Here is a 25,720-nt window from a genome sequence, read left to right on the forward strand (position 1 = left end):
AAACAGTCCTTTTTGCAATCCCTTGAGACTAGCCGACGCGTTCGCCCTTGTTGTTTGTTCCGGGGGGCGTCTTGATAAAGTAGATGACGCATGGGACAATGATGCAGGCGAAGTAGCAGACGCTCATGAAGTGGTTGAATGCGTCGTTCATGTAGAGGCTTTCGGGAACGAGAAATTCGTTGATGGCCATCAGAATGGCGGCTACGATAATTCCGACAAAGATACGTGCGATCAGTTTACTCATGCCTTGAATGTAGTATTTCTTGAGGCCCTAGCGGGAATTCTAAAAATAATTTTGCTAAATTAGAGGCATGAATATCCGAATTTCTGCGATTGCTTTAGCTTGTCTCGTGGGAATGGCCGTTAGTGCCGACCCCAGGATGGAACAGGGTGCCCGTTTCGAGGCAAAAGGTGAGTTTGAGATGGCGCTTGGCGAATACCGTGCGATCCTTGCCGAGAACCCGAAGAGTGCCGAAGCTTATTTTGCTGCGGCCCAAGTTCGCATGAAGATGAAGGATTACAGTGGGGCGCTTGCAAACTTCCGCCTTGCCTACAAGTTTGAACCGACCATGAGCGCCGCCTACGAAGGAGCTGCCAAGGTTTATGAGGCTCTCGGTCAAAAGGCGAAAGCAGATGCCGAACGTGCCAAGGATCCTAAAAACAATCCTGTTGCCGAGACTCCGGCGGAAGCACCTGCAGCAGTTGCCGAAACCCCGAAGGCAGAACCGGTCCCCGCTGCACCTGTAGCTGAAACTCCGAAGGCGCAGACCGCTCCAGAAGCAAAACCGGTTGAAGCTGCGAAACCTGAACCGAAACCCGTCGAAGCTGCCAAAATGGAAAAGCCTGCTGAGTCTGCTAAGGTGGAACCGGCGAAGATCGAAATCAAGGCTGCAGAACCCGCAAAGGTTGAAACGGCTGTGGAACCTGCAAAAACGGAAACAGCACTTCCGACCGACCCGTTTGAAAAGGGAAAGGCGCTCTTTGCCGAAGGCAAGTTCAAGGAAGCTGCCCCCCTGTGGCGCGAAGTGCTGCGTAAGCAGCCGGGACATGCCGGTGCGTATTTCTATGCGGGCCTTACCCGTTATGAACTCGGCGAAATGGACAAGGCTGAATTCAACTTGAAGAAGGGCCTTGAATACAAGGAAGAAGGCAACGACGCGAACTTTTTCTTGGCAAAGATTGCGCAAAAGTCCAACAAGTCCGATCAGGAACTCAAGTTCCTTGCCGCGTATATGAAGAAGGCGGCACCGAATGCCAAGTACCGTGCCGCTGCCGAAGCCCGTATTGCAGAAATCAAAGCTGAAAAGGAAAGTAAGAATCAGCCTGCCGCTACTCCGTCAACCGAAACAGTGGCGAAGGTTGAAACGAAGTCTGAATCGAAGACGGTCGAATCTGCTCCGGCAAAGGCTGTGGAAGAAGCTCCGGTTGTAGAACCGAAGGTGGCTGACATTGCCGATGCTCCGTCGGGTGCGCCGACGCTTGCCAACGCAAACTTGCTCTACAGCGCAGGTAGCATTGAATCGGCTGTCAAGATGTACAAGGCTCTGCTCGAGACCGAACAGCAGCCCGAAGAACGCTACTTCACCATGTTGCAGCTGGGTAACGCCTACCGCGAACTCCGCGACTTCCACAGCGCTGTGGTGCGTTACCGCGAAGTCGTGCAGCAGTTCCCGGATTCCGACTGGGCTGCCGAAGCCGAACGCGCGCTTGAAGATGCCGTGTGGCTCGAAAAGCACGCCTCGGAGCTACCTAGAAGAACTAGATAGGGCCTTTTGACAGCTTGTTAATAACTTTTGACTTTGAAAAAAGCGAAGCCGTAGGTATATTTATAATGCCTACGGCTTTTTGGTGTTGTGGGTGAGGATTGGAGTTGGATATGAAAAATCTTTTTGTTGTGTCAAGCATTGTGGCGTTGTCGGCCTCTTTTGTGTTCGCCGACCCGCCGGCGAATTTTAGCGGCTGGGAAAAGGTATTCGAAGATAACTTCGACGGCACCAGCCTCGACAAGAAAAAGTGGAACCCCACGTACAACTGGGGCCCGACGCATAACCACCGCGCCTACTGTGCCGAAGAGAACGTCATTGTCTCTGACGGCACGCTCAAGCTGAAGGGTGAAAAGAAAGTCCACCCGAATGCCAACGGGAAAAAGGCAAAGTTTAACAACAAAGAAATTCCGGTAGACTACACGAGTGGAGCTATTGATACCAAGGGTCACTTCGAAGTCAAGTACGGTTACATTGAAGGCCGTTTCAAGGCGCCTTCGCAAAAGGGAACGTGGCCTGCTTTCTGGACACTGCAAGACGGCTGGCCTCCTGAAATTGATATCTTGGAAATTCCTGCTTCGCGCAAGCAGCATCATTACTACTTGCATTACACCGACCCCAGCTGGTATAACAGTCATGGTTCGGCTTGGGACCACGAAGCCTCTTTCGGTGGCCACAAGGATGACGACGTGGATCGTTCCGCAGGTTTCCACAATTATGGTGTGGAGTGGGACGAATCTACTCTCAGCTTCTACTTTGATGATAAGAGGTTTGCGAGCTACAATCGCCCGACCGAAATCAAGCAACTCTCGGCGCAGTACATCATCGTGAACTTGGCGATTGGCGGCTGGGCGGGCGATGACATCGCTATCACGGCGGACAAGCCCGCGTATTTCGAAGCTGACTGGGTGCGCGTGTGGCAGGCCAAGCCCGCGAAGCCCGATACGGTTCGCATTTTCTCGATGAACTTTGGCACTTGCATGGTTAGAACTGCAGAAGACAAGCTTGCTCTCGGCGACTGCAATTCCGATGCTGCCGTCGTCACGATTACTCCGCTTTCTTCAACAACTTACCGGTTTGGCTTCGGTGACTTGTCCATTGATACTCCGAATGAATCTACCGAAGCGGGTATTACCATGGGCCTGTACAAGTGGAACGGCGGCGGACACCAGAAGGTTGTTATGGAGCGTCAGTCCGGTTACGAAGGCTCCGTGGTGCGTATGAAGATGCAGCACAGCAGCTTGTACTTGCGTGCAACTACGGATGGCGAACGCGTGGTGCAGAGCTGGGCCGATGACTGGGAATGGAACCAGATGTGGCGCCTGGTGGGCAAGGATGACATTGTTCCTGCGAAGGATACGACGAAGAAAGATACGTCCGTAACCGACACTGGTAAGACTGCGATTCCGTATTTGGGCAACTATGCTAGTGTGTACGGAACTTCTGTCCATTATGCAAATGATATGTTGTTTGTAGAATTGGCGAGTGCCTTTAAGAATGGGGCTACGATTCGTGTTCTGGATTTGCAGGGCCGCGAAGTCATGCGCAAACGTGCGGAACATTCAGCGGTTCTCAATGTAGAGTCGCTTGCTCCAGGAATGTACCACGTGGTGGTGCAAAATAAGAACCGCACGGAAATCCGGCGATTCAAGAAGTAAGATAGCAACTTTCGCGAGCCCGCTGTCATGCCCGACTAAGTCGGGCATCTTCTATTTTAAGAGAATGGTTAAACAACCTGTACGAGCAATCCCTTGAGGTATTGCCCTTCGGGGAATGCCGTATTCACGGGATGGTCGGCGGGTTGGCCGAAGCGTTCAATGATTTGAACGCGCCGTCTCGCATCGGCAGCGGCATCCGCGATAATCTTCTGGAACAGGTCCATCTCCATGAGCCCGGAACAACTGAAGGTCGCGAGCATGCCGCCTTCGGCCAAGAGCTTCATGGCAAGCAAGTTGATGTCCTTGTAGCCGCGGGCGCCTTTTTGCAGGTTGTCCTTGCTTTCCACGAACTTGGGCGGGTCCAGCACGATGAGGTCGAAGGTCTCGGCCTTGTCGCGGCACTTGCGCAGGTACTGGAACACGTCGGCTTCCACATGTGTGGCGTGGGCGGTGCTTAGCTTGTTTCTCATGATACCTTCCTTCGCGAGCTTGAGGGCGTCCTTGGAAACATCCACCTGATAAACTTTTTCGCAACCGCCGCGGAGAGCGTAAAGTCCGAAACCGCCGGTATAGCAGAAGCAGTTCAGGACCTTCTTGCCCTTGGAAAGTTCACCAATGCGGCGGCGGGCGTCGCGCTGGTCCAAATAGTAGCCTGTTTTGTGACCGTTCTTCACGTCGATGGGGAAGAGAATTCCGTTTTCGTTGATGATGACGGGCTCGTCGCTCACTTCGCCATATACGCAACCGGTGCGCAGCTGCAGGCCTTCTTTCTTGCGCACATCGGAATCGCAGCGTTCGTAAATGCCACGGCAATGCGTCTTTTCGGCAAGCAGTTCATAAATCGTTTCGCGATGGATTTCGGCGCCGGCGGCCAAGATTTCGACAGAATAGATGTCGGCGTACTTGTCGATGATGCAGCCCGGGATGCCGTCGTTCTCGGCGTTGATGAGGCGGAAGGCGCTCGTCTTGTCATCGATGTCAAAGCCGCGGCTCTTGCGGGCGGCTATGGCGCGGTCAAGCAAGTCGCTAAAGAATTCGCGGTCAATGTTAGCCTTTTCGCCGAACGTCCAAAAACGCCCACGGATCTGGGACTTGGGCGAGTACGCCGCAAGACCCAGAAAATCGCTCTTGTAGCTGTAAACTTCAACGGTGTCGCCAAGTTCCGGGTCGCCGATAACTTCGTCAACGGCTCCGCTAAAAATCCAAGGGTGGTAACGCAATGCGGACTTTTCGCGTCCGGCTTTCAAGGTAATCGCTTTCATGGATTCAAATTTAGAAATAATGTAGACTTTTGAAGATGCTCTCTTTTTCTATCTTTGGGCCCATACCTCAAAGCGCCAAAGGCGCGACCTCATACCTAAGATGTTTGAATCGCTATTTGACAAGTACCCCTTCTTTAGAGCCGTGCCTTGCGTACTCTGCATGGCAATCATTTTTAAGATTTCTTCGCTGACGAATGAACAGCTTGAAGATTTTCCGCATGTTTGGGATAAGCTTGCCCATTTCTGCGAATACGCAACACTCGCCGGCTGCTACGCCATGCTCTGGACTCGTAACGAATGGTCCAAACGCCAGTGGCTGCGCGTGCTGATTGTGGGCGTACTTGCTCTCGCTTACGGTTGCACCGACGAATACCACCAGAGCTTTGTCGAAGGCCGCGACAGCAGCGCGCTTGACTTGGTGGCAGACTTAACCGGTGGCCTCACGGGCGGTGTTGTTTACGCCATTGTTACGCGAATCTTGAATCGCTACGACCCCGTGCCGGAAAAAAAGTTAGAAGTAGACAGTACGAAGTAGACAGTAGACGGTAGACAGTAGGAAGTTGATAGTGATTAGTGGTTAGGGATGTGAAATGTGAGGTGAGTAATGAGGTCGTTCATTCCACATCTCTCATTGTATCGCACTCCACATTAGTTCTAAAATTCTCCTAATAGAATTATCTCTCTCTTGAGTTCGATGCCGAATTTCTCAGCGACTTTTTGCTGTACAAGTTCGCTTAATTGCTTAATGTCGTTTGCCGTGGCGCCACCTGCGTTCACGATGAAGTTTGCGTGCACGGTGCTGACTTCGGCGCCACCGATGCGGTAACCCTTGAGTCCGGCCTGCTCGATGTAGTAGCCTGGAGCGATTTGTGTGGGCGTGTCTTTGGCGCCGGCGGTGAGTCGTTTGAAGGTAGAACCCGCATTCGGCATGTTCAGGGGCTGGCTTGCCTTGCGCTTCGCCATGCATTCGGCAAGTTCCGCTTCGAGGTCGGCGACAGTCTTGCCTTCTGTACTTGCGGCGGGCAGCTGGAATGTGGCGGAGACAATTGTTTCGCCTAATTTTTGGAAGATACTTTGCCTATACCCGAATTCGCATTCGCTAGCGGCATATTCGCGCGCGTTTCCGTCGCTTTCAAGAACGGTTACTGCGGTGCAACAGGTTCCGATTTCCTGTCCGTAGGCGCCCGCATTCATGTAAATCGCGCCGCCTAGGGTTCCGGGAATTCCGGCGAGTTTATGGATGCCTGCAAAACCAAGTTTCATCGCAATCCGTGCAAACCTGCCGAGTGAAACGGCTGCTCCGACCTTGAATATTCCGTTCCCGGAATCCTCTGTTCCCGAAAAATCTCCCGCAAGAGTGATGATCACTCCGTCGTACCCCTTGTCCGAAACGAGAAGGTTGGTTCCGTTACCTAAAATAAAGTGGGGAAGTCCCCTTTCTTGGGCGAAGTCCAACGCCACCTTGAGGTCGTTCATGCATTCTGTTTTAGCGAAATAGCGTGCAGAACCACCTACCTTAAAAGAGGAGTGCTTGCTCATCAATTCGTTTTCGTGAATTTGCATGACTGAAAATATAGTTATTAGTTTCTTCCCGCTTCTCACATTCCACTTCCTACTTCCTACAGTCTACTTCTTACTTTCTATTTACTATTATTCCCGTCATGACAAACGAGGAACTGAAACAATTCAAGGCGGCGATTTCGATTACGGCTGTCGCCCAAAACCTAGGCCGAACTGTTGAGCGTGGCCGGTTCCGGTGTTTCTTTCCACAGCGTCATGCCCATGGGGACCAGACCCCGTCGGTGTCTATCTCCGAAGAGCGCGGAACGTTTCGATGCTGGGTTTGCGACGATGTCCGCGGCGACGTGATTTCTCTAGTTCAGATCGCAAAGGGCTGTAGCTTTACGGAAGCCTTGAACTGGCTGATGGAACAGTATCCGTTCCTGGTGCCGCCCTCTGCCCGTAAGGAAATGACGCGGTTTGCGCAGCGTTCCTCCAGCTCATTTGTTCCGTCCCGTTCTCGAGTCGAAGCACCGGTTATAGACATCGCTCCGCCGCCAGTCCCCGAAGAGGAACCGCTTGTGAGCGACGACGAACGGAAGAAGATTGTCTTGTCTTTTTTGAAGCGACTTTCCCCTGTCGATGACACTCCTGCGGCGAAGTGGCTCACGCGTCGTCGCATCTACAAACCCGTCTGGGACAAGATGCTTTTGCGCACTATCAAAAATTACGAAGCGGTAAATAACAGTCTTAAGGCGGATTTTGGTGAAGAAGTGCTCAAGTTCGTGGGACTGTTCAATGACAAGGGCCACCTGCGCTATTACAAGCATCCCCTGATTTTTCCATATCTCGATACGCAACGAAGGGCCTTCTATTTCCAGGCCAGGGCTATCGATAATACGGTTGTCCCGAAGGAACTCAATTTGCGTGGGACGGTGCCGTTTCCGTACAACTTATCGGCGCTCGATCAGAAGTCAGGGTGGGTGTACCTTTGCGAGGGGGTGGTCGACACGCTCACATTTTTAGGACAAAAGATCAATGCGGTGGGCATTCCCGGCGTGCGAAGCTTTAAGGTGGAATGGCTGAATTTGTTCAAGAACAAGAATGTGGTACTTTGTCTGGATCACGATGAAGCGGGTCGCTCTGGCATGGAATATATCGGCAAGCTGTTTACGCAAGCGGGCATTCATAATGTAATTTTGGGTGAAGGTATGGAAAACCTGCCGACTGCGATGAAAGAAGGCGAAGACATTAATGACTGGTTCGGAGGAAGGAAGTAATGGATAAGGTGAAGTTGTTTTTAGGTAAGGTCAGGGATTTTTTTAAGTGGTTCACGAATACCACCTTTGCGAAGGTGACTGGATTCATTATCAAGTGGCTGTACCGGACAATCAATTTTGTCATTCGCCAAGCCTTGTTGATTCTGATTATCTATTCGGCGGTGTTCTCGGTGGCGGCTTCGTATGCCCTGTATCGCGCCTTTATCTATGGTTACGACATCTATGATGGTGTGACGCAACTCAAGGATTCGCAACCAGAAATGAGCAAGTACATGGAAGCCCTACGGGATTCCAGTCCGAACATGCAGATTAAGCACACCTATGTTCCGCTTGATTCCATTAGCCCCTACTTGCGCAAGGCGGTTATTGCAAGCGAAGATGCCGGTTTCTATTTCCATCCAGGCTTTGACGTCCGTGCCATTGCCGAAGCTCTCGATGCAAACCAGGTGGCGGGGAAGACCAAGTTCGGCGGCTCTACGATCACACAGCAACTTGCGAAGAATTTGTTCCTGAGCGGAGAACGCTCGTTCAACCGCAAGTTCAAGGAACTTGCCTACGCGCTTCTGATGGAACATGAACTCGGCAAGGACCGCATTCTGGAACTTTACCTGAACTATGCCCAGTGGGGAAAAGATATCTTTGGTTGCCAGGAAGCGTGTCTCACTTACTACAAGAAGAGCTGTTCCAAGTTGAGCGTGGACCAGGCTATCAACCTGGCGGCAATGCTTGCAAGCCCCGGAAAACATCACCCGAACATGCGCGAAAGTCAGTTCATGGCGAAGCGTCGCGCCGTGATTTACCAGAACATGTTCCCTAAGAAAGATAGTGTACTTGTGGATTCTCTACGCCAGCTGATGGCGCCTCCCCCCAAGGATTCAAGTAGCGTAAAATAGGGGCTACTGCAGGGCGCTTAAGACAATTTCCCTCTCGGTTTCCGAGAGAATATTGATTTCAATCTTGTGCGTGATGCCGGGATCGTTGTCTTCGATACGTTCGGGCCATTCAATCAGACTGATTCCCTTTTCAAGATAATCTGGGTCGAGTCCAACCTCGTAGAGATCGGCGCCGCCTTCGAGTCGGTAAAGGTCAAAGTGGAAAATGGGCGGGTCGTTCGGGTATTCATGCAAGATGGTGTAGGTGGGGGAGCAGACAGCCCCTTCGAAACCGAGGCCCTTGCAGACACCGCGGCTGATGACCGTCTTTCCTGCACCAAGGTTCCCGAACAAGGCGACCTTGTCGCCTGGCTTTAGGGTGCGTCCAAATTCAACTGCCCAATTGTAGGTTTCTTCTTCGCTATTGAATTTCACTTCTTGTTTCCTGCGAAATCTTTCGTCTAATCTACAACTTGTCCTTGAACTGTTCGTAGGTGAACTTGTGGAGCATGTGGAATTTGCCCTGCTCGTCGAACTTGCCGATGCTCGGGTGACGCACCCCGTTGAAGAACGTAGTCTTCACCATGGTGTAGTGGATCATGTCCTTGAAAATAATCTTGTCGCCGACTTTAAGCGGCACATCGAACGAAAAGTCTCCAAGCTGGTCGCCCGCAAGGCAGGAATTTCCTGCTAGTTTGTATGTAAACTTCTTTTCGCCCGGCATGCCGGCGCCGATCACTTCGGGGCGGTACGGCATTTCGAGACAGTCGGGCATATGTGCACTGATGGACACGTTCAGAATGGCAATGTCCATTTCGTTGTGGACCAAGTCTCCGACGGATGCGACCAGTTCGCCGGTCTGCCAGCCGACAGCTTCGCCTGGTTCCATGATGACGGTCAGGTGCGGGTAGCGGCTATGGAACTCGTTCAGGATGCGAACGAGTTCTTCCCTGTGGTAGTCCTTGCGGGTGATGTGGTGGCCACCACCGAAGTTCACCCATTTCATTTGGGGTAGGTATTTGCCGAAGTGCTGCTCGAAAGCGTTGAGGACTCCTTCCAGCGCGTCGGCATCCTGCTCGCAGAGGGCATGGAAATGCAACCCCTCGATGCCGTCCAAGAGTTCCGGTTTGAATTCTGCTTCGGTGACGCCGAGTCTCGAAAATTTGCCGCACGGGTTGTACAGGTCGGTTTCGACCGTGGAAAACTGCGGGTTCACGCGGATTCCTGCGCTCACTCCAGCGGTCAAAGTCTTTGCCCTAAAGCGCTGCCACTGGCTAAAGCTGTTAAAGGTGATGTGACCCGCACAGGCGAGAATCTGGTCAATTTCGTCGTCCTCGTAGACGGGGGCGAAAACATGGACTTCCTTGCCCATTTCTTCTTTGGCGAGTCTCGCCTCGTTCAGACTGGAAGCGGTTGCTCCGGCAAGGTACTGCTTGATAAGCGGAAAACTACGCCAGAAACTGTAACCCTTCAGGGCGCAAATGATTTTGACGTTCCCCCGCTTCTGGATATCATCCAAAATTTCCATGTTGCGGCGGAGTCTAGTCTCGTCAAGCACAAAACAGGGGGAGGGAACCTGCGAATAATCGAGCGGTTTGCCTAAAGAATTGTTTTCCATGTGCCCAAAGATACCTTTTTTTGACCCCCGACCCACCATTTTTCTATCCTTTAACTACATTTACAGCGATGAGTGTATCCATGTATAAGCATATTGTTCTTTCGATTTTGTCCTTGGCTTTCGTAGGAATGCCTTTGGCCCAGACGGCTCCCGCAAACGCTAACGCTGCTGCCGCTAATTCTGCTCCCGCCGTTTCGGCTCAGACCGCCGCCCCTGCTCCGGCTCCTGCGGCTAAACCAGCCCCGGCTCAAGCGGCTGCTCCTGCTGCGAAGCCTGCTCCGGCAGCCACCCCTGCCGCAAAGCCCGTTGCCCAGCCAGCGAACCTGGCGAAGGTTGAATCGCAGGTGGTTGCGACTCCGCGTGGTGCTACTGCCACCTTGGACGAAATGATTCAGGCCAAGCTCGATTCGATGAACCATGTGGTTCCTGCCACGGGTGCCCGCAATGTGGATAGCGTAGCCCAGGTCAAGACGGACAGCGTCCGCAAGTTGATCCAGCAGGGCAAGTATGTTCAGCGTGCCCGCTATGACAAGAGCAATTTCGACCATTGGAATATCGATACGGTTCTCCAGAAGAAGATGAAGGAACAGGTCTTTGGCGCATGGCGCACTCCCATTATCGCCCATGGCCACGCTTTCCGTGATGCAGAACTCCGCTTCGGCGCGAACGATACGCTGGTGGGCATTACCCGCACCTATTCCGACTCTGGTCGCTACCAGATGACCGGCGAATACACCTTCAAGGCGCGTTACCGTTTCGACAGCGAACGCACGTTGGTGAGCCGCGAAGTGTTCAAGGATCGTCAGGTGGTCCGCTGGGACTACATTACGTTCGATATCGTCAAGGATTCCCTGCTCTACAACCTGAACAAGCTGGAATTCCGCGACCTGAACGACAACTGGCTCAATGCTTTGCAGGGCTTCGATAACATTCCCGCAGAAGTCTATATCCGCGACGCGAAGGGTACTGCTGAAATGAAGCAGGCCCAAGAAAAGAACAAGAAGAAAAAGTAAGGTTTTCTCGTGAGGGGGAAAACGGTGCGTCGCATCGACACTCGAATCCTGATAGGGTTTGTGCTCCTGTTTTCCCTGGTAGGACTTCTTTCCTATCTGACAATTTTTTCTGGCACGGTCGGGCTGTCATGGTCTGACCTTTCTTTTCGGAGTGTTCCCTACATTTCGGTCCAGTCACAGATCCTTTGGGAGATTCGTATTCCCCGACTGGTTGCGGCGGTTCTCTCTGGAATTTCGCTTGCGGTGGCGGGTCTTTCGCTGCAGACGCTTTTTAGAAATCCACTGGCGGGCCCTTTTGTGCTGGGAATCAGTAGTGGGGCTAGCCTTGGTGTTGCGCTTTCGCTGCTCCTAGGTTTTAGCTTCGGACATTTCGGTGTGCTTTCGGCTGCGGCGGTTGGCGCCATGGCGGTGACTGCGCTAGTGATGCTTGTGGCGGCCCGCTTTGAAAACTCGACGGTGCTCCTGATTGTTGGCTTATTGGTTGGCTACTTTATTGACGCCCTGATAAGCTTGATGATTGTGGGAAGCGATGCCGAATCGCTGCGTGTATACGTGTCCTGGGGCATGGGCAGCTTTGGCCGCCTGACATTGGATTCGGTCTGGGTGTTTGTCCTTGCGGTTCTGTTGGGGCTCGCCCTGGTGCTGTTGTCGATTCGCTATCTGAATGCGGCTAGGCTCGGCGACGATTTTGCGAAGGGGCTTGGCGTGAATGTACGTCGTGGCCGCCTAATGGTGCTTTTGGGCGCATCGCTTCTGGCTGCGGCTTCGACCGCGTTCTGCGGTCCTGTGGCATTTGTTGGAATTGCGGTTCCCCACTTGGCTTTTATGCTTTTTAAGACGAGTAACCACAGGGTCCTGCTCCCCGCATCGTCCTTGTGCGGAGTCGTCCTTTGTCTTGCATCATGTCAATTTTCGACAGTGCCGTTGAACGCGGTCCTTAGCTTGGTTGGCGTTCCTGTTGTTTTGTGGGTGATAGTCCGTGGAGGAGGTCGCCGATGAACCAGGCCATTGTGCTTAACTGTGAAAAGCTTGTCTTTGGCTACGACTCTTTGAAGAAGGCTGCGGCAGGGCTTGTCATGCCCTTCGATTTTGAACTTTCTGCAGGGGAGGTGGTTGCTCTGCTTGGCGAAAACGGTTGCGGCAAAAGCACCTTCTTGAAAACGATTTGCGGCCTGGTTGAAGCTGTTTCGGGACGCATCGTCCTTGAGGGGCGTGGGTTAGAAGAAATTCCAGTGAGGGAACGCGCCAAGCTTGTCTCGCTGACGCGCATGGGGGCTGTTGTCTGTGACCGCATGAAGGTCCGCGACTATGTTTCGTTGGGACGTATGCCTTATGCAGGGCTTTTCGATGGCCGTTCGGCAGAAGACGAGCGGATTATCGACGAGTCAATAGCCCTTTTGGATCTCGTCTCGTTTACAGACCGTTGGATGACGGAACTCAGCGATGGTGAACGCAGTCGGGTGTACCTTGCCGAGGCAATCGCGCAGCAGGTCAAGGTGCTACTGCTTGATGAGCCGAATGCATTCTTGGATATTCCCCGTAGCAGAAGGCTCTTTGAAATGCTTAGAAACCTAGCGAAGAAGATGCAGATGGGAGTCATCGTATCGACGCATTCTGTGGAATATGCCGAAAAGTATTGTGACCGGATTATGGTAATTGCAAATGGGCAAATGCGTGTTGCAAAAGCCCAATGTGCTCGCGACGAAGGTCTGCTGGATTGGACGAATCCCTAGATGTCTTTGATGTTGACGCCTAGATGGCTTAGGCGGTTGTAAAGTGCCGTGCGGAATAGACCGAGCTTTTGCGCTGCCACGCGGACAGAGCCGTTGCAGCTGCGGATGGTCTCGATCAGGAACTCTCGCTCCTGGTTCTGCTGCATCTGGCGGAACGCGTCGTAGCTCAATTCTGTGCCGCCTTCTTTTTTGATGGGGTTTGGTGCATTGACCACATCAGAAATGGACCTGCCTGCGCCGATCTGAATGTCTTCGGGACGCAAGGTTCCGGAGTTGGTAAAGCAAAGGGCTCGCTGGATTACGTTTTCCAGTTCACGGATGTTGCCTGGCCAATCGTATTCCTGCAGCTTGCGCAGAGTGTCTATGGACAGGGTGTACTTTTCACCGGGGCTCTGGTAAATTTGGATGAAGTAGTTGGCGAGATCCTCGATGTCTTCCTTGCGTTTGCGCAGCGGAGAAATTTCCATTGAAATGACGTTCAGACGGTAATAGAGATCTTCGCGGAATCGCTTTTCGGCAATTTCCTGTTCCAGGTTCCTGTTTGTTGCCGCGATGATGCGAACGTCAATGTTCTTTGTCTTGTTTGCGCCGAGCGGTCGAATTTCCTTGTTCTGCAAGACTCGTAAAAGTTTTACCTGCGCATGCAGCGGCATGTCGCCAATTTCATCTAAGAAGATGGCTCCGCCATCTGCCATTTCAAAAAGCCCTATTCGTTCGGTCTGCGCACCGGTGAAGGCGCCGCGAGTGTGTCCAAAAAGCTCACTCTCGAAAAGTGTGTCTGGAATAGCGCTGCAGTTCACGGTAATGAACTTATCGTACATGCAGGCGATGGCCTGTGCAATCAGTTCCTTGCCGACTCCTGTCTCGCCCTGGATCAGTACCGGTCCCGAATGGAGAATGGCGCGTTCCACGGTCTTTCGGAGCTCCTGCATAGCTTGGCTTTTGCCGACTAGGTGGCTCATACGTTCGCGGAAAATTTTTCTTGCGTTGTGAATTTCCTTGAGCTTTGCGATTCGCGTCATCAGGTGGACCTTGAGGGATTCCACGGAGAGGATGCTGTCGTATAGTTTGTTTGGAATGTCGCTGAACTGCTCAGGGGTAATCGCGTAGACTAGAATTAGCGAATTCGGAAATTGCTGGCGGATTTCTGAAAGCAGCCGGACATTGCCGCTTGTAAAGGAATCCAAGTCCCAGATGATGATGGGTGCAAGTGATACCACGTTCAAAGCGGAACTTGCCGAAGCCGCTGCTGATAGGATGTTGCTTTCGTTGCCTGCGGTATAGTGGGTGTCCACCTGGTAATTCACCGAAGAAAGCACATCCAGGATAAACGAGGATGTGTCTGTTTCTTCTCTGGTGAAAAAATCTATGGCGGACATCTAGGGGCTTACTTTCCCAGTTCCTTGCTGCGGTCGGTGCCAGCAACAACGGCCTTGATGAGCGTGCTGCGGAAGGCGCCTTCTTCAAGGGCATTGATGCCTGCGATGGTGGTGCCTGCAGGAGAGCAGACCATGGCGCAGAGGTCAGAGGGGCTCTTGCCGGACTGCTTTACCAGTTCAACGCTGCCTTCGATGGTGCCAAGCGCGAGCTTGAGTGCTACATCGCGGGTAAGACCTGCCTTCACGCCGCCGCGGGTGAGACCTTCGATGAATTCGAATACGTAGGCGGGAGCGCTGCCCGAAAGTCCGGTCACGGCATCCATCAGGGATTCTGCAACGCGGCAGGTCACGCCGATGTTGCCAAAGATTTTTTCTGCGATGGCGAGCGTTTCTTCAGTGACGCCGTCGGTAGCGAGACCCACGGAACCCTTGCCAACGGTCAGCGGCAGGTTCGGCATCACGCGTAGAATCTGGTTCTTTTCGCCGAGGACTTCGATGAGGGCCTTGCGTGTAACACCGGCCATGATGCTCACGAAGGTCTTGGTGGACTTCTCGGCGACAGCGGCGGCCTTCCACTCGGCAGAAACTAGCTTGAAAATCTGCGGCTTCACGCAAAGGAAAGTCACATCGGCCTTATTGATGCCCTCGGCAAAGTTTGCCACGCGAACGCAACCGAGCGCAGAAACTTCTGCGGCGGCTTTGTCGGAGGGGTCGAAGAAGAAGATGCTGGATGCATCTGTGCCGGCCTTCAAAAGTCCGCGGAGAATGGCTCCGCCCATGTTTCCTGTACCTGCGAAAAAGATTTTTTCTGACATGTTCAATTCCTTATGCTTTAGCCTTGCTTAAAAATTCCAGCAATTCGCTGTTTGTCTTATATTGGTTCATGAACTTGATTAGTTTGTCCATGATTCCGTTTTCAGTATCGTTCTGCATACTCTTGCGGAAGTTCCAAACTGCATCGCGTTCTCGCATAGTTTGCAGAAGTTCCTCTTTTCGGGTTCCCGACTTGAATACGTCAATGGCGGGCCATGTGCGCTTCTCGGCGAGTCTGCGGTCGAGGACAAGTTCCATGTTGCCGGTTCCCTTGAATTCTTCGAAGATCACTTCGTCCATGCGGCTACCCGTTTCGATAAGGGCTGTGCCAATAATGGTAAGGGAACCGTTTTTCTGGAGAATTTCAAAAGCGGGCTGCCCTGTGGCGGTGTAGATTGTGGAACCGTCTTCTTTTTTCAACGGTTGTCCTAGCTTGTCTGCAATTTTGCGGGCTGCACCGAAGAACTTTTTCGGGAATTGCATGGCATTTGCATCTACGCCACCCGAAAGGATCTTTCCGGAGTGCGGAATGACCACGTTGTTTGCTCGGGCAAAGCGGGTGATAGAATCGAGAAGCACTACGACATCCTTCTGCTGTTCGACGAGTCTCTTAGACTTTTCGAGTACCATTGTGGCGACACGGGCGTGGTGATCAGGTGGTTCATCGAAGGTCGAGGCGACTACTTCTGCCTTGAGTGCGGGATTTTTTTCGACCAGTTTTCCGACGATGGATCGCATTTCGGTCACTTCTTCGGGACGTTCGTCAATCAGGAGCACCATGATAATGACTTCTGGATGGTTGGCGGCGATAGCTTGAACCATGTTCTGCAAAAGGACCGTTTTACCGGTGCGCGGAGGTGCGAGAATGATACTGCGCTGTCCTTTTCCGATGGGGGCGAATAGATCCATGACGCGTGTGGTGAGCTCGTCCTTGTTCCACTCGAGCTTGATTTTTTCGTTAGGATGAATCGGAGTGAGGTATTCAAAGGCGACTCGGCGCTTGATTTTTTCTGGATCTTCGAAATTTACTTTGTCTACACGGCGGAGTGCGTAGTACTTGTCGTTCTGGTCGCGCGGCGGGCGGGCAAGACCGGCAACGGTATCGCCAATTTTGAGGCCGAGCTTGCGAATCAAATTCTGGCTCACGTAAACATCGTCCGGTCCCTGCTGGTAGTTGAATTCGGTATTGCGAAGGAACCCGTGGCCTTGCGGCGTGACTTCCAGGAGACCTTCTGCATAGATGATGTTGTTCTCGTTTTCAAGGCTCTGCAGGAGTAGTCCCAAGGATTGCTTGCGGTAGCGCCTGAAGTCTACGTTTTCTTTTTGAGCGGCGAGTTCTTGTAAGTCGCTCATAGTCATCTTGCGGTACTTGCTCCAGCATTCGCGAGCCTTGTTCCAGGCTTCGGAATCCGGTTCCGGCAGCGGGGTGGTATCTTCTTCTTCAGGCTGGAATCTCTGGTTCTGACGGTTGTTTTTGTCAAAACGGCGGTTGTTCTTGCCAAACTTGTCGAATCGGCGGTTCTGCTGGTTTTGGAAACGCTGCTGTCCATCGGCATTCTGGTTTGCTCCCTGGTCGCCTTGGTTGGCCTCGCCTTCTGCCTGGGTTCCGGTGTTGGATTCCGTTTGTACGGCTACAATGCTTGTGTCTTCCTTCGGTGCGCTAATCTCAGACTCGGTTTGCACTTCTATCGGTTTTTCGGCGACGGGAGCCTGAGGAAAATCTGCTTGTTCTGCAACGCCCTGTTCGCTATCGCTTGCCTTGTGAGTTTTTTTGGTTTTCTTAGGTTCGGATTCGTTATCGCTTTTTGTGGCCTTGGGAGCTCTTCCGCGTTTAGGCTTTGTAACTTCGCCTTCAGAATTTTTGTCAATGTTGATATTCAGTTCAGCCGGAACTTCCACGCCTGTAGATTCTTGATCAGCCAAATGTGTGCCTTTAGAAGTTTTTTTTGTTGGAGCCACGATGGTTTCCTGTTATAAAAGAAAAGATTTGTTGATTGAGTTTGTTAGATGTAATTGAATGTGCCTGAGTCGGAATAATGCATCCGCTAATAAAGAATAGGCTTCTATAAAATAAATAAAAAAAAGGGATTTGTCACGAAAAAGGGGACTTTTTCGGAAAAAAAGCCAAATTTTTACTTTGAACCTTCGACGAGTCCCTTGTCTAGCAGGGGGTATATGCGGTTGAGTTCCATCAGGTCCAAAATGGTGTCGAAATCCCCGTAGAAGAACGAAATTTCGTCAATTTCCGGAAGTTTCTCCTTGGCCTCGATTGATACCGATGCGTTTAGCAACCTTCGGTCGATCAGTGGGAGCAGGGTCCTTGTGGTGAGTGTTGCTCCGTGCATCGTCTTGCGCGAATTTTTGAGCAGGTCGGGCGTCTTCACGGTAAATGTTCCGTTGTTGAGTGGCTCGGTATTCTGCTGAACTGTCTTGATGACGGCGTTTAGGACCATCTGGTCTGTCATTGAAAGAATTTGCGGGGGCATCTTCTTGTATCGCGCGCGGAAGCAGATGCTTTCGTACAAAAGGCGAATGACGTTTGGATTCTTGACGATGACTTCGGGACCTTGAACTTTAAGTATGTCAAGTTCCTCAAGTAGCCGCAACAGTTCGTTGATGTCGTCGCGGGCGATGTTGAAAAGATTGTGGACGCTTTCGAAGACGTCCGTGAGCAATACGGCTGCGCCATTTTCGGCAGATCTTGTGGAAAGGGAACCTAGAATGTAGAGCAGACTAGGAAGAGCCTTGATCTTGTCGCTCTTGTGCTTGTTACTCTGCGCGATGGCTAGGCGACCTGTCAAGAACTGCATGATTGACTTGAACCACGCCGGGGATTTTTCTAGGGCCTCGTTCAGGTTTTCGGACGTAATTTCTTGGAGCTCTGAATCTTCGGTTGCAGTGACGGTCTCTCCGCACGGTTCATTTTTCAATAGAGAAAGTTCACCGATCAATGCTCCTGGACCGTAAATGTTGATGTCTGCATTACGCGTGTTGGTTCCGCGCAGTTCGCCATTACGGACAACATAGAGATTTTTGCCGAAATCCCCTTCAAAGAACAGCACCTGGCCTTCTTCCAGCGTCATAGCACCCCCCGTATGTTGGTCTCGTAGCGGAGCGCCTTCAAGAAGTAGAGCACCTTTGCCTTGTTGATATGAAAGTGGTCCGGCTTGCTCTTTTCTTCGCTAAACCATCCCAGCTTTAACAAGTTGATCCATTGAGTCACTGCGGCTTTCGGGAATCTTTGCTGGATGAACTGTATCCAGTCGGGGCCGTTTTTAGAAATGGATTCGTCTTCTGTCGACAGGTATACCAGAATTTGCTTCAACTCGAGTGTTAACTTGTATGGAACGAAGCTTGCGCCGTTGTCGTTATTGTGGAGGTAGTCCGTGTAAATGTGCAACAGTTCCGCGTCGATTGTCTGGCAGAAGATGCGCTTGTTCTTTACTGAAAGCTTTATCAGGTGCCTACGCAAAAGGGATTTCAGGTCCTCCTCGACAGTTGACGTCGGGATCTTTGTCAAGAAGCTGAATTCGCGGATAAGCTCGGCTAGGTTGAAGTCTTTCTTTTCGGTCTTGTGGCTCAGGTATTCGGCAAGGCTCAGGAGCGTGTTCTGTACGCGTGTCTCGACGGCAGAACGCTTCAGCTGGTGCGTCTTTGCAGAAATGCTTCGGATTAGTGCGAGAAGCCACAGCGGAAGTCGCTTGAGCTCGGACTCCATGCAGTCTTCGGTGACAAGCGTAATCTTGGAATCCTTGGTTGCCGAAAGTTCGTACTTGAACGGTTCGCGTTCAAGGAGCGCCGCCACTCCGACCAGGTCCCCTGGTCGCATCGTAAAGACGATTGAATAGGGAGGCGTTGTCTCGCGTGCGGTGAGTTCGCCTTCTTCAAGAATGACGATGTTTCTCTCTTCGCTTCCGGGAGAATAAACAACAAAACCCGCCTTCACGCTTTGGTGCGTGGGCGGGATAACTTGCTGCCGGACTGGCTGTCGGGAATCCCCCGTAATCATCGGAGAACAACCGCCCTATAGCCGCTAATTAGTCCTGACGTTCTTCGATACGGGCTGCCTTACCGCGGAGGTTGCGCATGTAGTAGATGCGAGCCTGGCGAACCTTACCCGGACGGTCGAGAACGATAGAGTCGATGCGGGGGGAGTGGAGCGGGAAAATGCGTTCCACGGCCACAGAGCCGCTCATCTTGCGAACGGTGAGAGTTGCGGAAATGCCGGTATTCTTCTTCTGGATCACGACACCCTTGAACGGCTGGATACGTTCCTTGGTGCCTTCGATCACCTTCACGTTCACGGTGACGGTGTCACCGGCGCGGAAGTCAGGAAGGTCGGTCTTCAAATTTTCGTTATGGATTGCTTCAATGTTCAGGGACATTTGTGTACCTCGTTTTTATTTGATGCCAAATTTAGAATCTTTTTCAAGATTTTTAAAGATGTCTGGACGTCTTTCTTGCGTTCTTTTGAACGATTCTTGGCGTCTCCAGGCTTTTATGTTTGCATGGTGGCCCGAAAGGAGCACCTCGGGTACCTTTTTTCCTTCAAAAACTTCGGGGCGCGTGTAGACCGGCCATCCCAGTACCCCCTGCGCAAAGGAGTCCGTATCGCCGGATTCGCGGTTGCCGAGTGCGCCGTCGATTAATCTCACGATGGCGTCGGTCACGAGCATCGCCGGAAGTTCGCCACCGCTTACGACAAAGTCGCCGATGGAAATCTCCAGATCGACCTCGGACTGGCGGATGCGGTCGTCGATTCCCTTGTAGTGTCCGCAGACGAGCACCAAGTGGCTTTCGTGTGAAAGCTCTTCTGCCATCTTGTGGTTGAAGGGAATTCCATCTGCCGTGAGGTAGATGACCTTTCCGCCATCCTCCTTGACGCCCGTGCTGCGGATCGCTTTCGCCAAGGGCTCCGGTCGTAGGACCATTCCCGGCTCTCCGCCGTAGGGGACATCATCCACCTGTCCGTAGTCGTTGATGGCAAAGTCGCGCAGGTAGACGGTGTTGAATTCCATCAGTCCCTTGCTCTGGGCGCGTCCCATGATAGAAGATTTCATGGGCGTAAACATTTCCGGAAAGATGGTGATGCAATCGATCTTCATCTTTCCTCCGGACAAAGGCTCTTCAGATAGTCCTTGTCGCAGGTAATGAACTTGCCATCTCCGTCCACATTCAAGACGCAGTCGTCTATCCAGGGGGCGAGGATTGTCTTTGAAGAATATGCATTCTGAAAAGCGGGATCGAACTTGATGTGAAACGCGTTCACGGTCGGCAGTTCCTCGACTTCGAGGACTTCGCCTATGTCGGTCCCGTCTTCCAGCCTTACGCGGAATCCTTCCAGTTCGTCGAGGTAGAACTCACCCTCGGGGAGCGGGAGCCTTTCCGATTCGGGGATCATCAGGTCCCCGTTGACGAAATGGATGAGCGATTCGGGCGTGTCGTATCCCTTGAATTTGAGCAACCACAGATTGTTTGCAAGCCTGGAATCTTCCAGCGTCAATTGAACCGTCTCGCCATTGGTCTTCTTTAGCATCACATCCGAGAGCTTCTCGTGACGGTTTAAGTCATGAGTCAGCGGCATCGCCTTGATGTAGCCCTTGACGCCATGGGTGCGCATGAGCTGGCATACGGTGATGTATTCTTCGGATTCAGACATGAAAGACGTAGGAGGGTTTAGTGAGCGCTGAAAGGCGGTTGTCCATTTTCAAGAGGCGTTCGCTTAAAAAAATCCCGTGTCCGCTCGGGGCACGGGGTTTCCTTAAAAGCAAAAATTATGCTTCTGCAGCGGGAGCTTCTGCGGCAGGAGCTTCGGCGGCGGCAGCGGCTTCAGCAGCGGCGGCTTCCTTAGCGGCCTTCTCAGCTTCGATCTTGGCGAGAGCCTTAGGACCGAGCTTGGCCTTCTTGGCCTTTTCAGCACGCGGAGTGGCGTTCTTGCCTTCGATGGAGCGACCGGCGCGGATTTCGTGGAACAGGTCCATGATGCCGACCTTCTTGAGGAGGCTACGGACGGTGTCAGACGGCTGTGCGCCGGTCTGGAGCCACTTCAGAACCTTTTCCTGATCGAACTTGATGTCCGGGGTCTTCAGGTTCGGGTTGTAGAAACCGACCTGTTCAATAAAGCTATCGTCGCGGGCCTTGCGGGAGTCGATGACCACAGCGCGGTAGATGGGGTTGTGACGCTTGCCGAAACGAGCGAGACGGATAACGGTTGCCATTTTAACCTCTTTTTGTGAAAAATCCCTTTTTTGGGGGAATTTTGGGGTTTGTTTTACTGTTTTGGGCCAAATATAGCAAAATAATCTTGTTTGTAAAGGACGGCAATGTAAAAATTTCCGTTCTTTACGTATAAATTAACTTTCTTTTGAAGGCGTTTTTTTCAAAATTGGCGGTTTTTGAACAAAAATGTCGTTTTTTAGGTCTTGACGGGATTTTTTTTCACTAATTATTTTTTTATAGTTTAACAAAGAATAATATCCAGAGGTGTTTAATGGATAACAAATTGACCTTTGCCGATACAGCAGTTGCTCTATCGCTGGACTATGAGTGCGTTTTTTTCGTTGATGTGGAAAACGCCAACTATGCCATGTACGCCCTTCACGGAAATCATCGGACATTACAGTTGAACGAAACGAGCGATTTTTGGGAAGACACCCGTGTAAATCTCCAGACGATTGTCTATGAAGAAGACCGGCTGCATTTTGCGGAGATTGTTTCTAGGGATCACTTGCTCTCTGTAGTGCAAAATGACTGCGCCTATACCTATAAATATCGTATTGTTGTTGATGGCGTACCTGTATGGTACCTGATGAAAGTGGTTCTCGGCGAGTCGAATGGAAAGGACTACTTGATCATTGGAATAACAAACATCGATAAACAGGAACGAGATCGGCTGAACCTAGAACAGAAAGCCTCCAAGAGCACAACTTATGGACAAATTGTGATGGCCCTTGCCGAACGTTACGATGCTCTTTACTTGGTGGACCTTGAAACGAACCATTATGTGCTGTACAAGAGTGAACGGACTTTTTGCGAGTTGAGCATTGCTTTTGAAGGCGATGACTTTTTTAACCAGCTGCGCAAGGATGCTCTTTCGGTTGTTTATAAGGATGACATTGGTCTAATAACGACTGCGCTTACTAGGGAAATCTTGCTTAAGGAATTGGATGATTACGGCGTGTTTTCCCTGACGTACCGCCTGAATACTCCAAAGGGGCCGCAATATGTAAAGTTGGTTGCTGTGTATTCTGACAAAAAACACATTGTCATCAGCGTGACAAACATAGATGCACAGATGCGTCGCGAAATAGAACTTAGAAGGCAGGTGTCCAAAAGTGAAGTCTACGGCCAAATTGTGATGGCTTTGGCTGAACGTTATGATGCGCTTTATATGGTGGATTTGGAAACGAATCATTTTGCTCAGTACAAGGCCGAGCGCATGTACAGCGAACTGAGTGTCGCTGCCGAAGGGGAAGATTTCTTCAACCAGTTGCAGAAGGATGCCCAGTCGGTCGTGTACGCCGAAGATATCCCGCTTGTTCAGGCCGCCCTCACACGCGAAACTTTATTGGGGGAACTCGATGAGAACGGCTTGTTTACAATCAGCTATCGACTCAATTCGCCGAACGGTCCCTTGTATGTGAATCTCGTTGTGGTGTATTCCGACAAAACACACATGGTGATTAGTATCACCAATGTCGATGCCCAGGTGCGTCGCGAACAGAAGATGAGGGAAGAGACGAACATTGCGTTTGAAAGGGCCCGCCGAGATGACCTGACTGGCATTAAGAACAAGAATGCCTACGGCGAATTTGAACGGGCACTGGACCAGCAAATTCAGTCGGGTGAGGAAGTCGAATTTGCTATTGCCATTTGTGATGTGAACGGCCTAAAAACCGTTAACGATACGCAGGGACACATTGCGGGGGACAAGTATATCAGAATGGCGTCTAAACTTGTGTGCGAGACATTCAAGCATAGTCCCGTATTCCGCGTGGGAGGCGATGAATTTGTTGCAATTTTGCGCGGGGCCGACTTCGTGAACCGCGAACAGCTGGAGCAGCAGCTTTACGATACAGTGAAAAGGAATGCCGATGAAGACAAGGTTGTCTTGGCATGTGGCATTTCCGTGTTCGATCAGAAGCATGACAAGAGTGTCTCTGCGGTGTTTGAAAGGGCCGATGCCATGATGTATCGGAACAAAATGGCCCTGAAGGGCGGCCGCGATGAAATCCTGAACACAATCATCAGAACGATTGGTGCTAGAACGACCATTTAGGGTCTTCTCCATATCTGCCAAAAGTCATCCTCGCAAAATCGGGGATTCTTTTGTTTCGATCTTTTTTTTATTTTTGTGCAGATAATTTTTAGATGGATAAAAAAGATGTTTAAAGTAGGCTTTGATAACGACGCGTACCTAAGGACGCAGTCCGAAAAGATTGCCGAGCGCATTGCGAAGTTCGGTGGAAAACTTTATCTGGAATTTGGCGGAAAGCTTTTTGATGACCATCACGCATCCCGCGTGTTGCCAGGTTTTGCGCCCGACAGTAAAATTCGCATGCTCGAAAAGCTGAAGGACAAGGCAGAAGTCATCATTGCGATTAACGCCGGCGACATTGAGAAAAATAAGGTCCGCGGCGACCTTGGAATTACCTACGATCAAGATGTCTTGCGCCTGATTGACGCGTTCCGCGGCTACGGCCTTTTTGTGAGCAGCGTGGTGCTGACCCGCTGGCAGGAACAGCCGAGTGCCGTTGCCTACCAGAAAAAGCTTGAAGACCTTGGCCTCAAGGTTTACCGCCATTACCCGATTGCAGGCTACCCGAGCAACATACCGCTGGTGGTGAGCGACGACGGCTACGGCAAGAATGAATTTGTCGAAACTTCCCGCGAACTCGTGGTGGTGACTGCTCCGGGGCCGGGAAGTGGAAAAATGGCCGTTTGCCTTTCGCAGATTTATCACGAAAATAAGCGCGGTGTCAAGGCCGGCTACGCCAAGTTTGAAACCTTCCCGATTTGGAATATTCCGCTGAAGCACCCGGTGAACCTTGCGTACGAAGCGGCTACCGCCGACTTGAACGACGTGAACATGATCGACCCGTTCCACCTGGAAGCTTACGGCAAGACGACTATCAACTACAACCGCGATGTTGAAATCTTCCCGGTGCTGAATGCCCTGTTTACTCGCATCTTGGGCGAATCCCCGTACAAGAGCCCAACGGACATGGGCGTGAACATGGCCGGCAATTGCATCATCGATGACGATGCGGTTTGTGCCGCCGCCAAGCAAGAAATCATCCGCCGCTATTACAATACGCTTTGCGACGTACGTAAGGGCAACGCCGACAAGGACCAGATTTACAAGCAGGAATTGATCATGGAGCAGGCGCAGATTAGCACCGCCGACCGCCCCGTGATTGCGGCTGCGAACCAAAAGGCTGAACTGACAGGCGGCCCTGCCATTGCAATCGAATTGAATGACGGAGCCATTATTTCGGCAAAGACTTCTTCGCTCTTGGGAGCATGTTCCGCTATGCTGCTGGATGCGCTCAAGCATTTGGCCGGAATCCCCGACGAAGTTCGCCTGCTTTCGCCCATGGTGATTGAACCGATTCAGAATTTGAAGACAAAGCAGCTCGGCCACAAGAATCCGCGCCTGCACATGGATGAAGCTCTAGTCGCTCTATCTGTTTGCGCTCTGACCGATTACAACGCAAAGATTGCGCTTGAAAAGTTGCCTGAACTTCGCCATTGTGAAGTGCATGCCAGCGTGATTCTTTCGCAAGTTGACGTGGGCGTGTTCCGTAGGCTGGGTGTGAATTTGACGACGGAACCGAATTATCAGTCCGGCAATCTCTACCACGGGTAAAAACGCAGACTAATCTGCGCAATACAGCGTTGCTCGTCCCCTCACGTACGTTTTAGTACGCTACGGGGACTCGCGCCTTGTCTTGCTTGATTATTCAGCGTTTTTGATGAATTGATTTGCTAATCCAACTTTTTACAAACGCTGACTAATTTGTGCTATTGAAAAAAAGTCGCGACAAAGTCGCGACTTTTTTAGCTTGTATGCAAATGCTTAGTTTGCTTGGAAGAATTACTTCTTCTTAGACTTGTTGGCGGAAGACTTTTTCGGGGGATGTGCCGCGATTTTCTTCACGCTCTTGTCTTCAGCCTTGGCGAGTTCCTCTTCTTCGGCTTCAAAAATGGCCTGGGCTTGCTTCAGGGCTTCGGTCGGATTGATTTCAATCGCTTCGGAAGCTTCGTCCACGAGTTCGGCAAAGTCGTCGTACCAGTCTGCAAAGATTTCGACTTCCAGGTGGTCAACGCCCGGAACAGTAAGACGTACGCCACAGGCTTCGCCCACGCGGTCGAGATACTTTGCCATCTGCGGCTTGAGAAGCGTAAGATCGAGGCCATCCAGGTCTTCGGGTTCGAACCAGACGCCGTCTACATCGGAATCATCGTCTTCCTTTGCCTTCTTGTTGGATTTCTTGCCTTCGCACTTGCCGCACTTGCACTGCCCGTCGCAGCAGTCGTCGTTGCCGTACAGGGCCATGTATTCCTCGTCGTCCATGCCGCTGTCGTAGTAGAATTCGTCTTCTTCAAGGTAAAGGGTTTCGACGAAAACGCCCTTTGCACCGAGGGTCTTTGCTGCTGCGATGAATTCCTTGAGATCCCCGCCGAAGTAGCGGGTGGTTTCGGCTTCTTCGTTCAAGGTCTGAACGGGAATGGGGGAGAGTTTCTGCTTCTTGATGTAGTCGCAGACGATGTCGCTGATGGATTTCTGAGTCTTAGCCATTGGATTCTCCAGTAAAAAAGGTTTGATG

General features: G+C 51.6%; 25 protein-coding genes. 10 read left to right on the forward strand and 15 right to left on the reverse strand.

Going from position 1 to position 25,720, the window contains the following annotated elements; genetic code table 11:
• Positions 1-28 precede the first annotated feature (28 nt).
• Positions 29-244: a hypothetical protein gene (locus ACKI61_RS08980; RefSeq protein WP_407457396.1), complete on the reverse strand. Its 216-nt coding sequence runs from the start codon at positions 242-244 to the stop codon at positions 29-31.
• Between the two features lie 67 nt (positions 245-311).
• Between ACKI61_RS08980 and ACKI61_RS08985 the strand changes: the two genes are divergently transcribed.
• A complete protein-coding gene (locus ACKI61_RS08985; protein ID WP_407457397.1) occupies positions 312-1,766 on the forward strand; it encodes a tetratricopeptide repeat protein in 1,455 nt (484 codons plus the stop codon).
• Positions 1,767-1,876: 110 nt separating this feature from the next.
• Entirely contained in the window at positions 1,877-3,421 is a 1,545-nt protein-coding gene (locus ACKI61_RS08990) for a family 16 glycosylhydrolase (RefSeq protein WP_407457398.1), read from the forward strand.
• Between the two features lie 68 nt (positions 3,422-3,489).
• On the opposite strand, the gene ACKI61_RS08995 is transcribed toward ACKI61_RS08990, so the two are convergent.
• Positions 3,490-4,683, reverse strand: a complete 1,194-nt coding sequence (locus tag ACKI61_RS08995; RefSeq protein WP_407457399.1) for a class I SAM-dependent rRNA methyltransferase — start codon at positions 4,681-4,683, stop codon at positions 3,490-3,492.
• 100 nt (positions 4,684-4,783) lie between these two features.
• Between ACKI61_RS08995 and ACKI61_RS09000 the strand changes: the two genes are divergently transcribed.
• Positions 4,784-5,218 carry a VanZ family protein gene (locus tag ACKI61_RS09000; protein WP_407457400.1) on the forward strand — a complete coding sequence of 145 codons (435 nt, stop codon included), beginning with the start codon at positions 4,784-4,786 and terminating at the stop codon, positions 5,216-5,218.
• Between the two features lie 119 nt (positions 5,219-5,337).
• Here the strand turns inward: ACKI61_RS09000 and murB are convergent, their stop codons facing one another.
• Positions 5,338-6,246, reverse strand: a complete 909-nt coding sequence (gene murB, locus ACKI61_RS09005) for a UDP-N-acetylmuramate dehydrogenase (protein WP_407457401.1) — start codon at positions 6,244-6,246, stop codon at positions 5,338-5,340.
• Positions 6,247-6,344: 98 nt separating this feature from the next.
• Here murB and ACKI61_RS09010 point away from each other — a divergent pair, with 98 nt between their 5' ends.
• Both ACKI61_RS09010 and mtgA read left to right on the forward strand, forming a co-directional pair.
• Positions 6,345-7,463, forward strand: coding sequence for a toprim domain-containing protein (locus tag ACKI61_RS09010; protein ID WP_407457402.1), 1,119 nt, complete (start codon positions 6,345-6,347; stop codon positions 7,461-7,463).
• Positions 7,463-8,356 carry a monofunctional biosynthetic peptidoglycan transglycosylase gene (gene mtgA / locus ACKI61_RS09015; protein ID WP_407457403.1) on the forward strand — a complete coding sequence of 298 codons (894 nt, stop codon included), beginning with the start codon at positions 7,463-7,465 and terminating at the stop codon, positions 8,354-8,356. Before ACKI61_RS09010 ends, mtgA begins: the two co-directional genes overlap by 1 nt.
• 3 nt (positions 8,357-8,359) lie before the next feature.
• Here mtgA and tsaE read toward each other — a convergent pair whose 3' ends face one another.
• On the reverse strand, positions 8,360-8,770 hold the full coding sequence (gene tsaE, locus ACKI61_RS09020) for a tRNA (adenosine(37)-N6)-threonylcarbamoyltransferase complex ATPase subunit type 1 TsaE (protein ID WP_407457404.1): 411 nt from the start codon (positions 8,768-8,770) through the stop codon (positions 8,360-8,362).
• 31 nt (positions 8,771-8,801) lie between these two features.
• The gene (nspC, locus tag ACKI61_RS09025) at positions 8,802-9,953 is read right to left on the reverse strand and encodes a carboxynorspermidine decarboxylase (protein WP_407457405.1); all 1,152 of its coding nucleotides are present in this window, start codon (positions 9,951-9,953) and stop codon (positions 8,802-8,804) included.
• A 68-nt stretch (positions 9,954-10,021) separates the two neighbouring features.
• On the opposite strand from nspC, the gene ACKI61_RS09030 reads away from it, so the two are divergent.
• Genes ACKI61_RS09030 through ACKI61_RS09040 form a run of 3 tightly spaced genes read left to right on the forward strand, consistent with a single transcriptional unit; the run spans position 10,022 to position 12,699 of the window.
• On the forward strand, positions 10,022-10,966 hold the full coding sequence (locus ACKI61_RS09030; RefSeq protein WP_407457406.1) for a hypothetical protein: 945 nt from the start codon (positions 10,022-10,024) through the stop codon (positions 10,964-10,966).
• A gap of 24 nt (positions 10,967-10,990) precedes the next feature.
• Positions 10,991-11,965 (forward strand): FecCD family ABC transporter permease, encoded by a 975-nt coding sequence (locus ACKI61_RS09035; protein WP_407457407.1) that lies wholly within the window; start codon positions 10,991-10,993, stop codon positions 11,963-11,965.
• Positions 11,962-12,699: an ABC transporter ATP-binding protein gene (locus ACKI61_RS09040; RefSeq protein WP_407457408.1), complete on the forward strand. Its 738-nt coding sequence runs from the start codon at positions 11,962-11,964 to the stop codon at positions 12,697-12,699. Before ACKI61_RS09035 ends, ACKI61_RS09040 begins: the two co-directional genes overlap by 4 nt.
• Here the strand turns inward: ACKI61_RS09040 and ACKI61_RS09045 are convergent.
• From ACKI61_RS09045 to rpsP, 9 genes are all read right to left on the reverse strand, one after another.
• The gene (locus tag ACKI61_RS09045; protein WP_407457409.1) at positions 12,696-14,078 is read right to left on the reverse strand and encodes a sigma-54 interaction domain-containing protein; all 1,383 of its coding nucleotides are present in this window, start codon (positions 14,076-14,078) and stop codon (positions 12,696-12,698) included. The genes ACKI61_RS09040 and ACKI61_RS09045 overlap by 4 nt on opposite strands.
• A gap of 8 nt (positions 14,079-14,086) precedes the next feature.
• On the reverse strand, positions 14,087-14,893 hold the full coding sequence (gene proC / locus ACKI61_RS09050) for a pyrroline-5-carboxylate reductase (RefSeq protein WP_407457410.1): 807 nt from the start codon (positions 14,891-14,893) through the stop codon (positions 14,087-14,089).
• A gap of 10 nt (positions 14,894-14,903) precedes the next feature.
• Complete coding sequence (rho, locus tag ACKI61_RS09055; protein ID WP_407457411.1) at positions 14,904-16,814, reverse strand: transcription termination factor Rho; 1,911 nt, start codon at positions 16,812-16,814, stop codon at positions 14,904-14,906.
• Between the two features lie 209 nt (positions 16,815-17,023).
• A complete protein-coding gene (locus ACKI61_RS09060) occupies positions 17,024-17,974 on the reverse strand; it encodes a Crp/Fnr family transcriptional regulator (protein WP_407457412.1) in 951 nt (316 codons plus the stop codon).
• The gene (locus ACKI61_RS09065; RefSeq protein ID WP_407457413.1) at positions 17,971-18,900 is read right to left on the reverse strand and encodes a Crp/Fnr family transcriptional regulator; all 930 of its coding nucleotides are present in this window, start codon (positions 18,898-18,900) and stop codon (positions 17,971-17,973) included. Before ACKI61_RS09065 ends, ACKI61_RS09060 begins: the two co-directional genes overlap by 4 nt.
• A 28-nt stretch (positions 18,901-18,928) precedes the next feature.
• A complete protein-coding gene (rplS, locus tag ACKI61_RS09070; protein ID WP_173565452.1) occupies positions 18,929-19,276 on the reverse strand; it encodes a 50S ribosomal protein L19 in 348 nt (115 codons plus the stop codon).
• Between the two features lie 15 nt (positions 19,277-19,291).
• Positions 19,292-19,996 carry a tRNA (guanosine(37)-N1)-methyltransferase TrmD gene (gene trmD, locus ACKI61_RS09075; RefSeq protein ID WP_173565451.1) on the reverse strand — a complete coding sequence of 235 codons (705 nt, stop codon included), beginning with the start codon at positions 19,994-19,996 and terminating at the stop codon, positions 19,292-19,294.
• A complete protein-coding gene (gene rimM / locus ACKI61_RS09080; RefSeq protein ID WP_407457414.1) occupies positions 19,993-20,550 on the reverse strand; it encodes a ribosome maturation factor RimM in 558 nt (185 codons plus the stop codon). Before rimM ends, trmD begins: the two co-directional genes overlap by 4 nt.
• 115 nt (positions 20,551-20,665) lie before the next feature.
• Positions 20,666-21,109 carry a 30S ribosomal protein S16 gene (gene rpsP / locus ACKI61_RS09085; protein WP_407457415.1) on the reverse strand — a complete coding sequence of 148 codons (444 nt, stop codon included), beginning with the start codon at positions 21,107-21,109 and terminating at the stop codon, positions 20,666-20,668.
• Between the two features lie 272 nt (positions 21,110-21,381).
• On the opposite strand from rpsP, the gene ACKI61_RS09090 reads away from it, so the two are divergent.
• Positions 21,382-23,169: a GGDEF domain-containing protein gene (locus tag ACKI61_RS09090; RefSeq protein ID WP_407457416.1), complete on the forward strand. Its 1,788-nt coding sequence runs from the start codon at positions 21,382-21,384 to the stop codon at positions 23,167-23,169.
• 105 nt (positions 23,170-23,274) lie between these two features.
• On the forward strand, positions 23,275-24,759 hold the full coding sequence (locus ACKI61_RS09095; protein ID WP_407457417.1) for a DUF1846 domain-containing protein: 1,485 nt from the start codon (positions 23,275-23,277) through the stop codon (positions 24,757-24,759).
• A 228-nt stretch (positions 24,760-24,987) separates the two neighbouring features.
• On the opposite strand, the gene ACKI61_RS09100 is transcribed toward ACKI61_RS09095, so the two are convergent.
• Positions 24,988-25,692, reverse strand: coding sequence for a hypothetical protein (locus ACKI61_RS09100; RefSeq protein ID WP_407457418.1), 705 nt, complete (start codon positions 25,690-25,692; stop codon positions 24,988-24,990).
• Between the last annotated feature and the right edge of the window lie 28 nt (positions 25,693-25,720).

It is taken from the genome of Fibrobacter sp. (assembly GCF_045601785.1).
Lineage (GTDB): Bacteria > Fibrobacterota > Fibrobacteria > Fibrobacterales > Fibrobacteraceae > Fibrobacter.

What these genes read in the sequence shown, in the direction of transcription:
- ACKI61_RS08980 (WP_407457396.1), bottom strand. Translation starts at nt 244, where the DNA reads ATGAGTAAACTGATCGCACGTATCTTTGTCGGAATTATCGTAGCCGCC.
- ACKI61_RS08985 (WP_407457397.1), top strand. Translation starts at nt 312, where the DNA reads ATGAATATCCGAATTTCTGCGATTGCTTTAGCTTGTCTCGTGGGAATG.
- ACKI61_RS08990 (WP_407457398.1), top strand. Translation starts at nt 1,877, where the DNA reads ATGAAAAATCTTTTTGTTGTGTCAAGCATTGTGGCGTTGTCGGCCTCT.
- ACKI61_RS08995 (WP_407457399.1), bottom strand. Translation starts at nt 4,683, where the DNA reads ATGAAAGCGATTACCTTGAAAGCCGGACGCGAAAAGTCCGCATTGCGT.
- ACKI61_RS09000 (WP_407457400.1), top strand. Translation starts at nt 4,784, where the DNA reads ATGTTTGAATCGCTATTTGACAAGTACCCCTTCTTTAGAGCCGTGCCT.
- murB (WP_407457401.1), bottom strand. Translation starts at nt 6,246, where the DNA reads ATGCAAATTCACGAAAACGAATTGATGAGCAAGCACTCCTCTTTTAAG.
- ACKI61_RS09010 (WP_407457402.1), top strand. Translation starts at nt 6,345, where the DNA reads ATGACAAACGAGGAACTGAAACAATTCAAGGCGGCGATTTCGATTACG.
- mtgA (WP_407457403.1), top strand. Translation starts at nt 7,463, where the DNA reads ATGGATAAGGTGAAGTTGTTTTTAGGTAAGGTCAGGGATTTTTTTAAG.
- nspC (WP_407457405.1), bottom strand. Translation starts at nt 9,953, where the DNA reads ATGGAAAACAATTCTTTAGGCAAACCGCTCGATTATTCGCAGGTTCCC.
- ACKI61_RS09030 (WP_407457406.1), top strand. Translation starts at nt 10,022, where the DNA reads ATGAGTGTATCCATGTATAAGCATATTGTTCTTTCGATTTTGTCCTTG.
- ACKI61_RS09040 (WP_407457408.1), top strand. Translation starts at nt 11,962, where the DNA reads ATGAACCAGGCCATTGTGCTTAACTGTGAAAAGCTTGTCTTTGGCTAC.
- ACKI61_RS09045 (WP_407457409.1), bottom strand. Translation starts at nt 14,078, where the DNA reads ATGTCCGCCATAGATTTTTTCACCAGAGAAGAAACAGACACATCCTCG.
- proC (WP_407457410.1), bottom strand. Translation starts at nt 14,893, where the DNA reads ATGTCAGAAAAAATCTTTTTCGCAGGTACAGGAAACATGGGCGGAGCC.
- ACKI61_RS09060 (WP_407457412.1), bottom strand. Translation starts at nt 17,974, where the DNA reads ATGACGCTGGAAGAAGGCCAGGTGCTGTTCTTTGAAGGGGATTTCGGC.
- ACKI61_RS09065 (WP_407457413.1), bottom strand. Translation starts at nt 18,900, where the DNA reads ATGATTACGGGGGATTCCCGACAGCCAGTCCGGCAGCAAGTTATCCCG.
- rplS (WP_173565452.1), bottom strand. Translation starts at nt 19,276, where the DNA reads ATGTCCCTGAACATTGAAGCAATCCATAACGAAAATTTGAAGACCGAC.
- trmD (WP_173565451.1), bottom strand. Translation starts at nt 19,996, where the DNA reads ATGAAGATCGATTGCATCACCATCTTTCCGGAAATGTTTACGCCCATG.
- rimM (WP_407457414.1), bottom strand. Translation starts at nt 20,550, where the DNA reads ATGTCTGAATCCGAAGAATACATCACCGTATGCCAGCTCATGCGCACC.
- rpsP (WP_407457415.1), bottom strand. Translation starts at nt 21,109, where the DNA reads ATGGCAACCGTTATCCGTCTCGCTCGTTTCGGCAAGCGTCACAACCCC.
- ACKI61_RS09090 (WP_407457416.1), top strand. Translation starts at nt 21,382, where the DNA reads ATGGATAACAAATTGACCTTTGCCGATACAGCAGTTGCTCTATCGCTG.
- ACKI61_RS09095 (WP_407457417.1), top strand. Translation starts at nt 23,275, where the DNA reads ATGTTTAAAGTAGGCTTTGATAACGACGCGTACCTAAGGACGCAGTCC.
- ACKI61_RS09100 (WP_407457418.1), bottom strand. Translation starts at nt 25,692, where the DNA reads ATGGCTAAGACTCAGAAATCCATCAGCGACATCGTCTGCGACTACATC.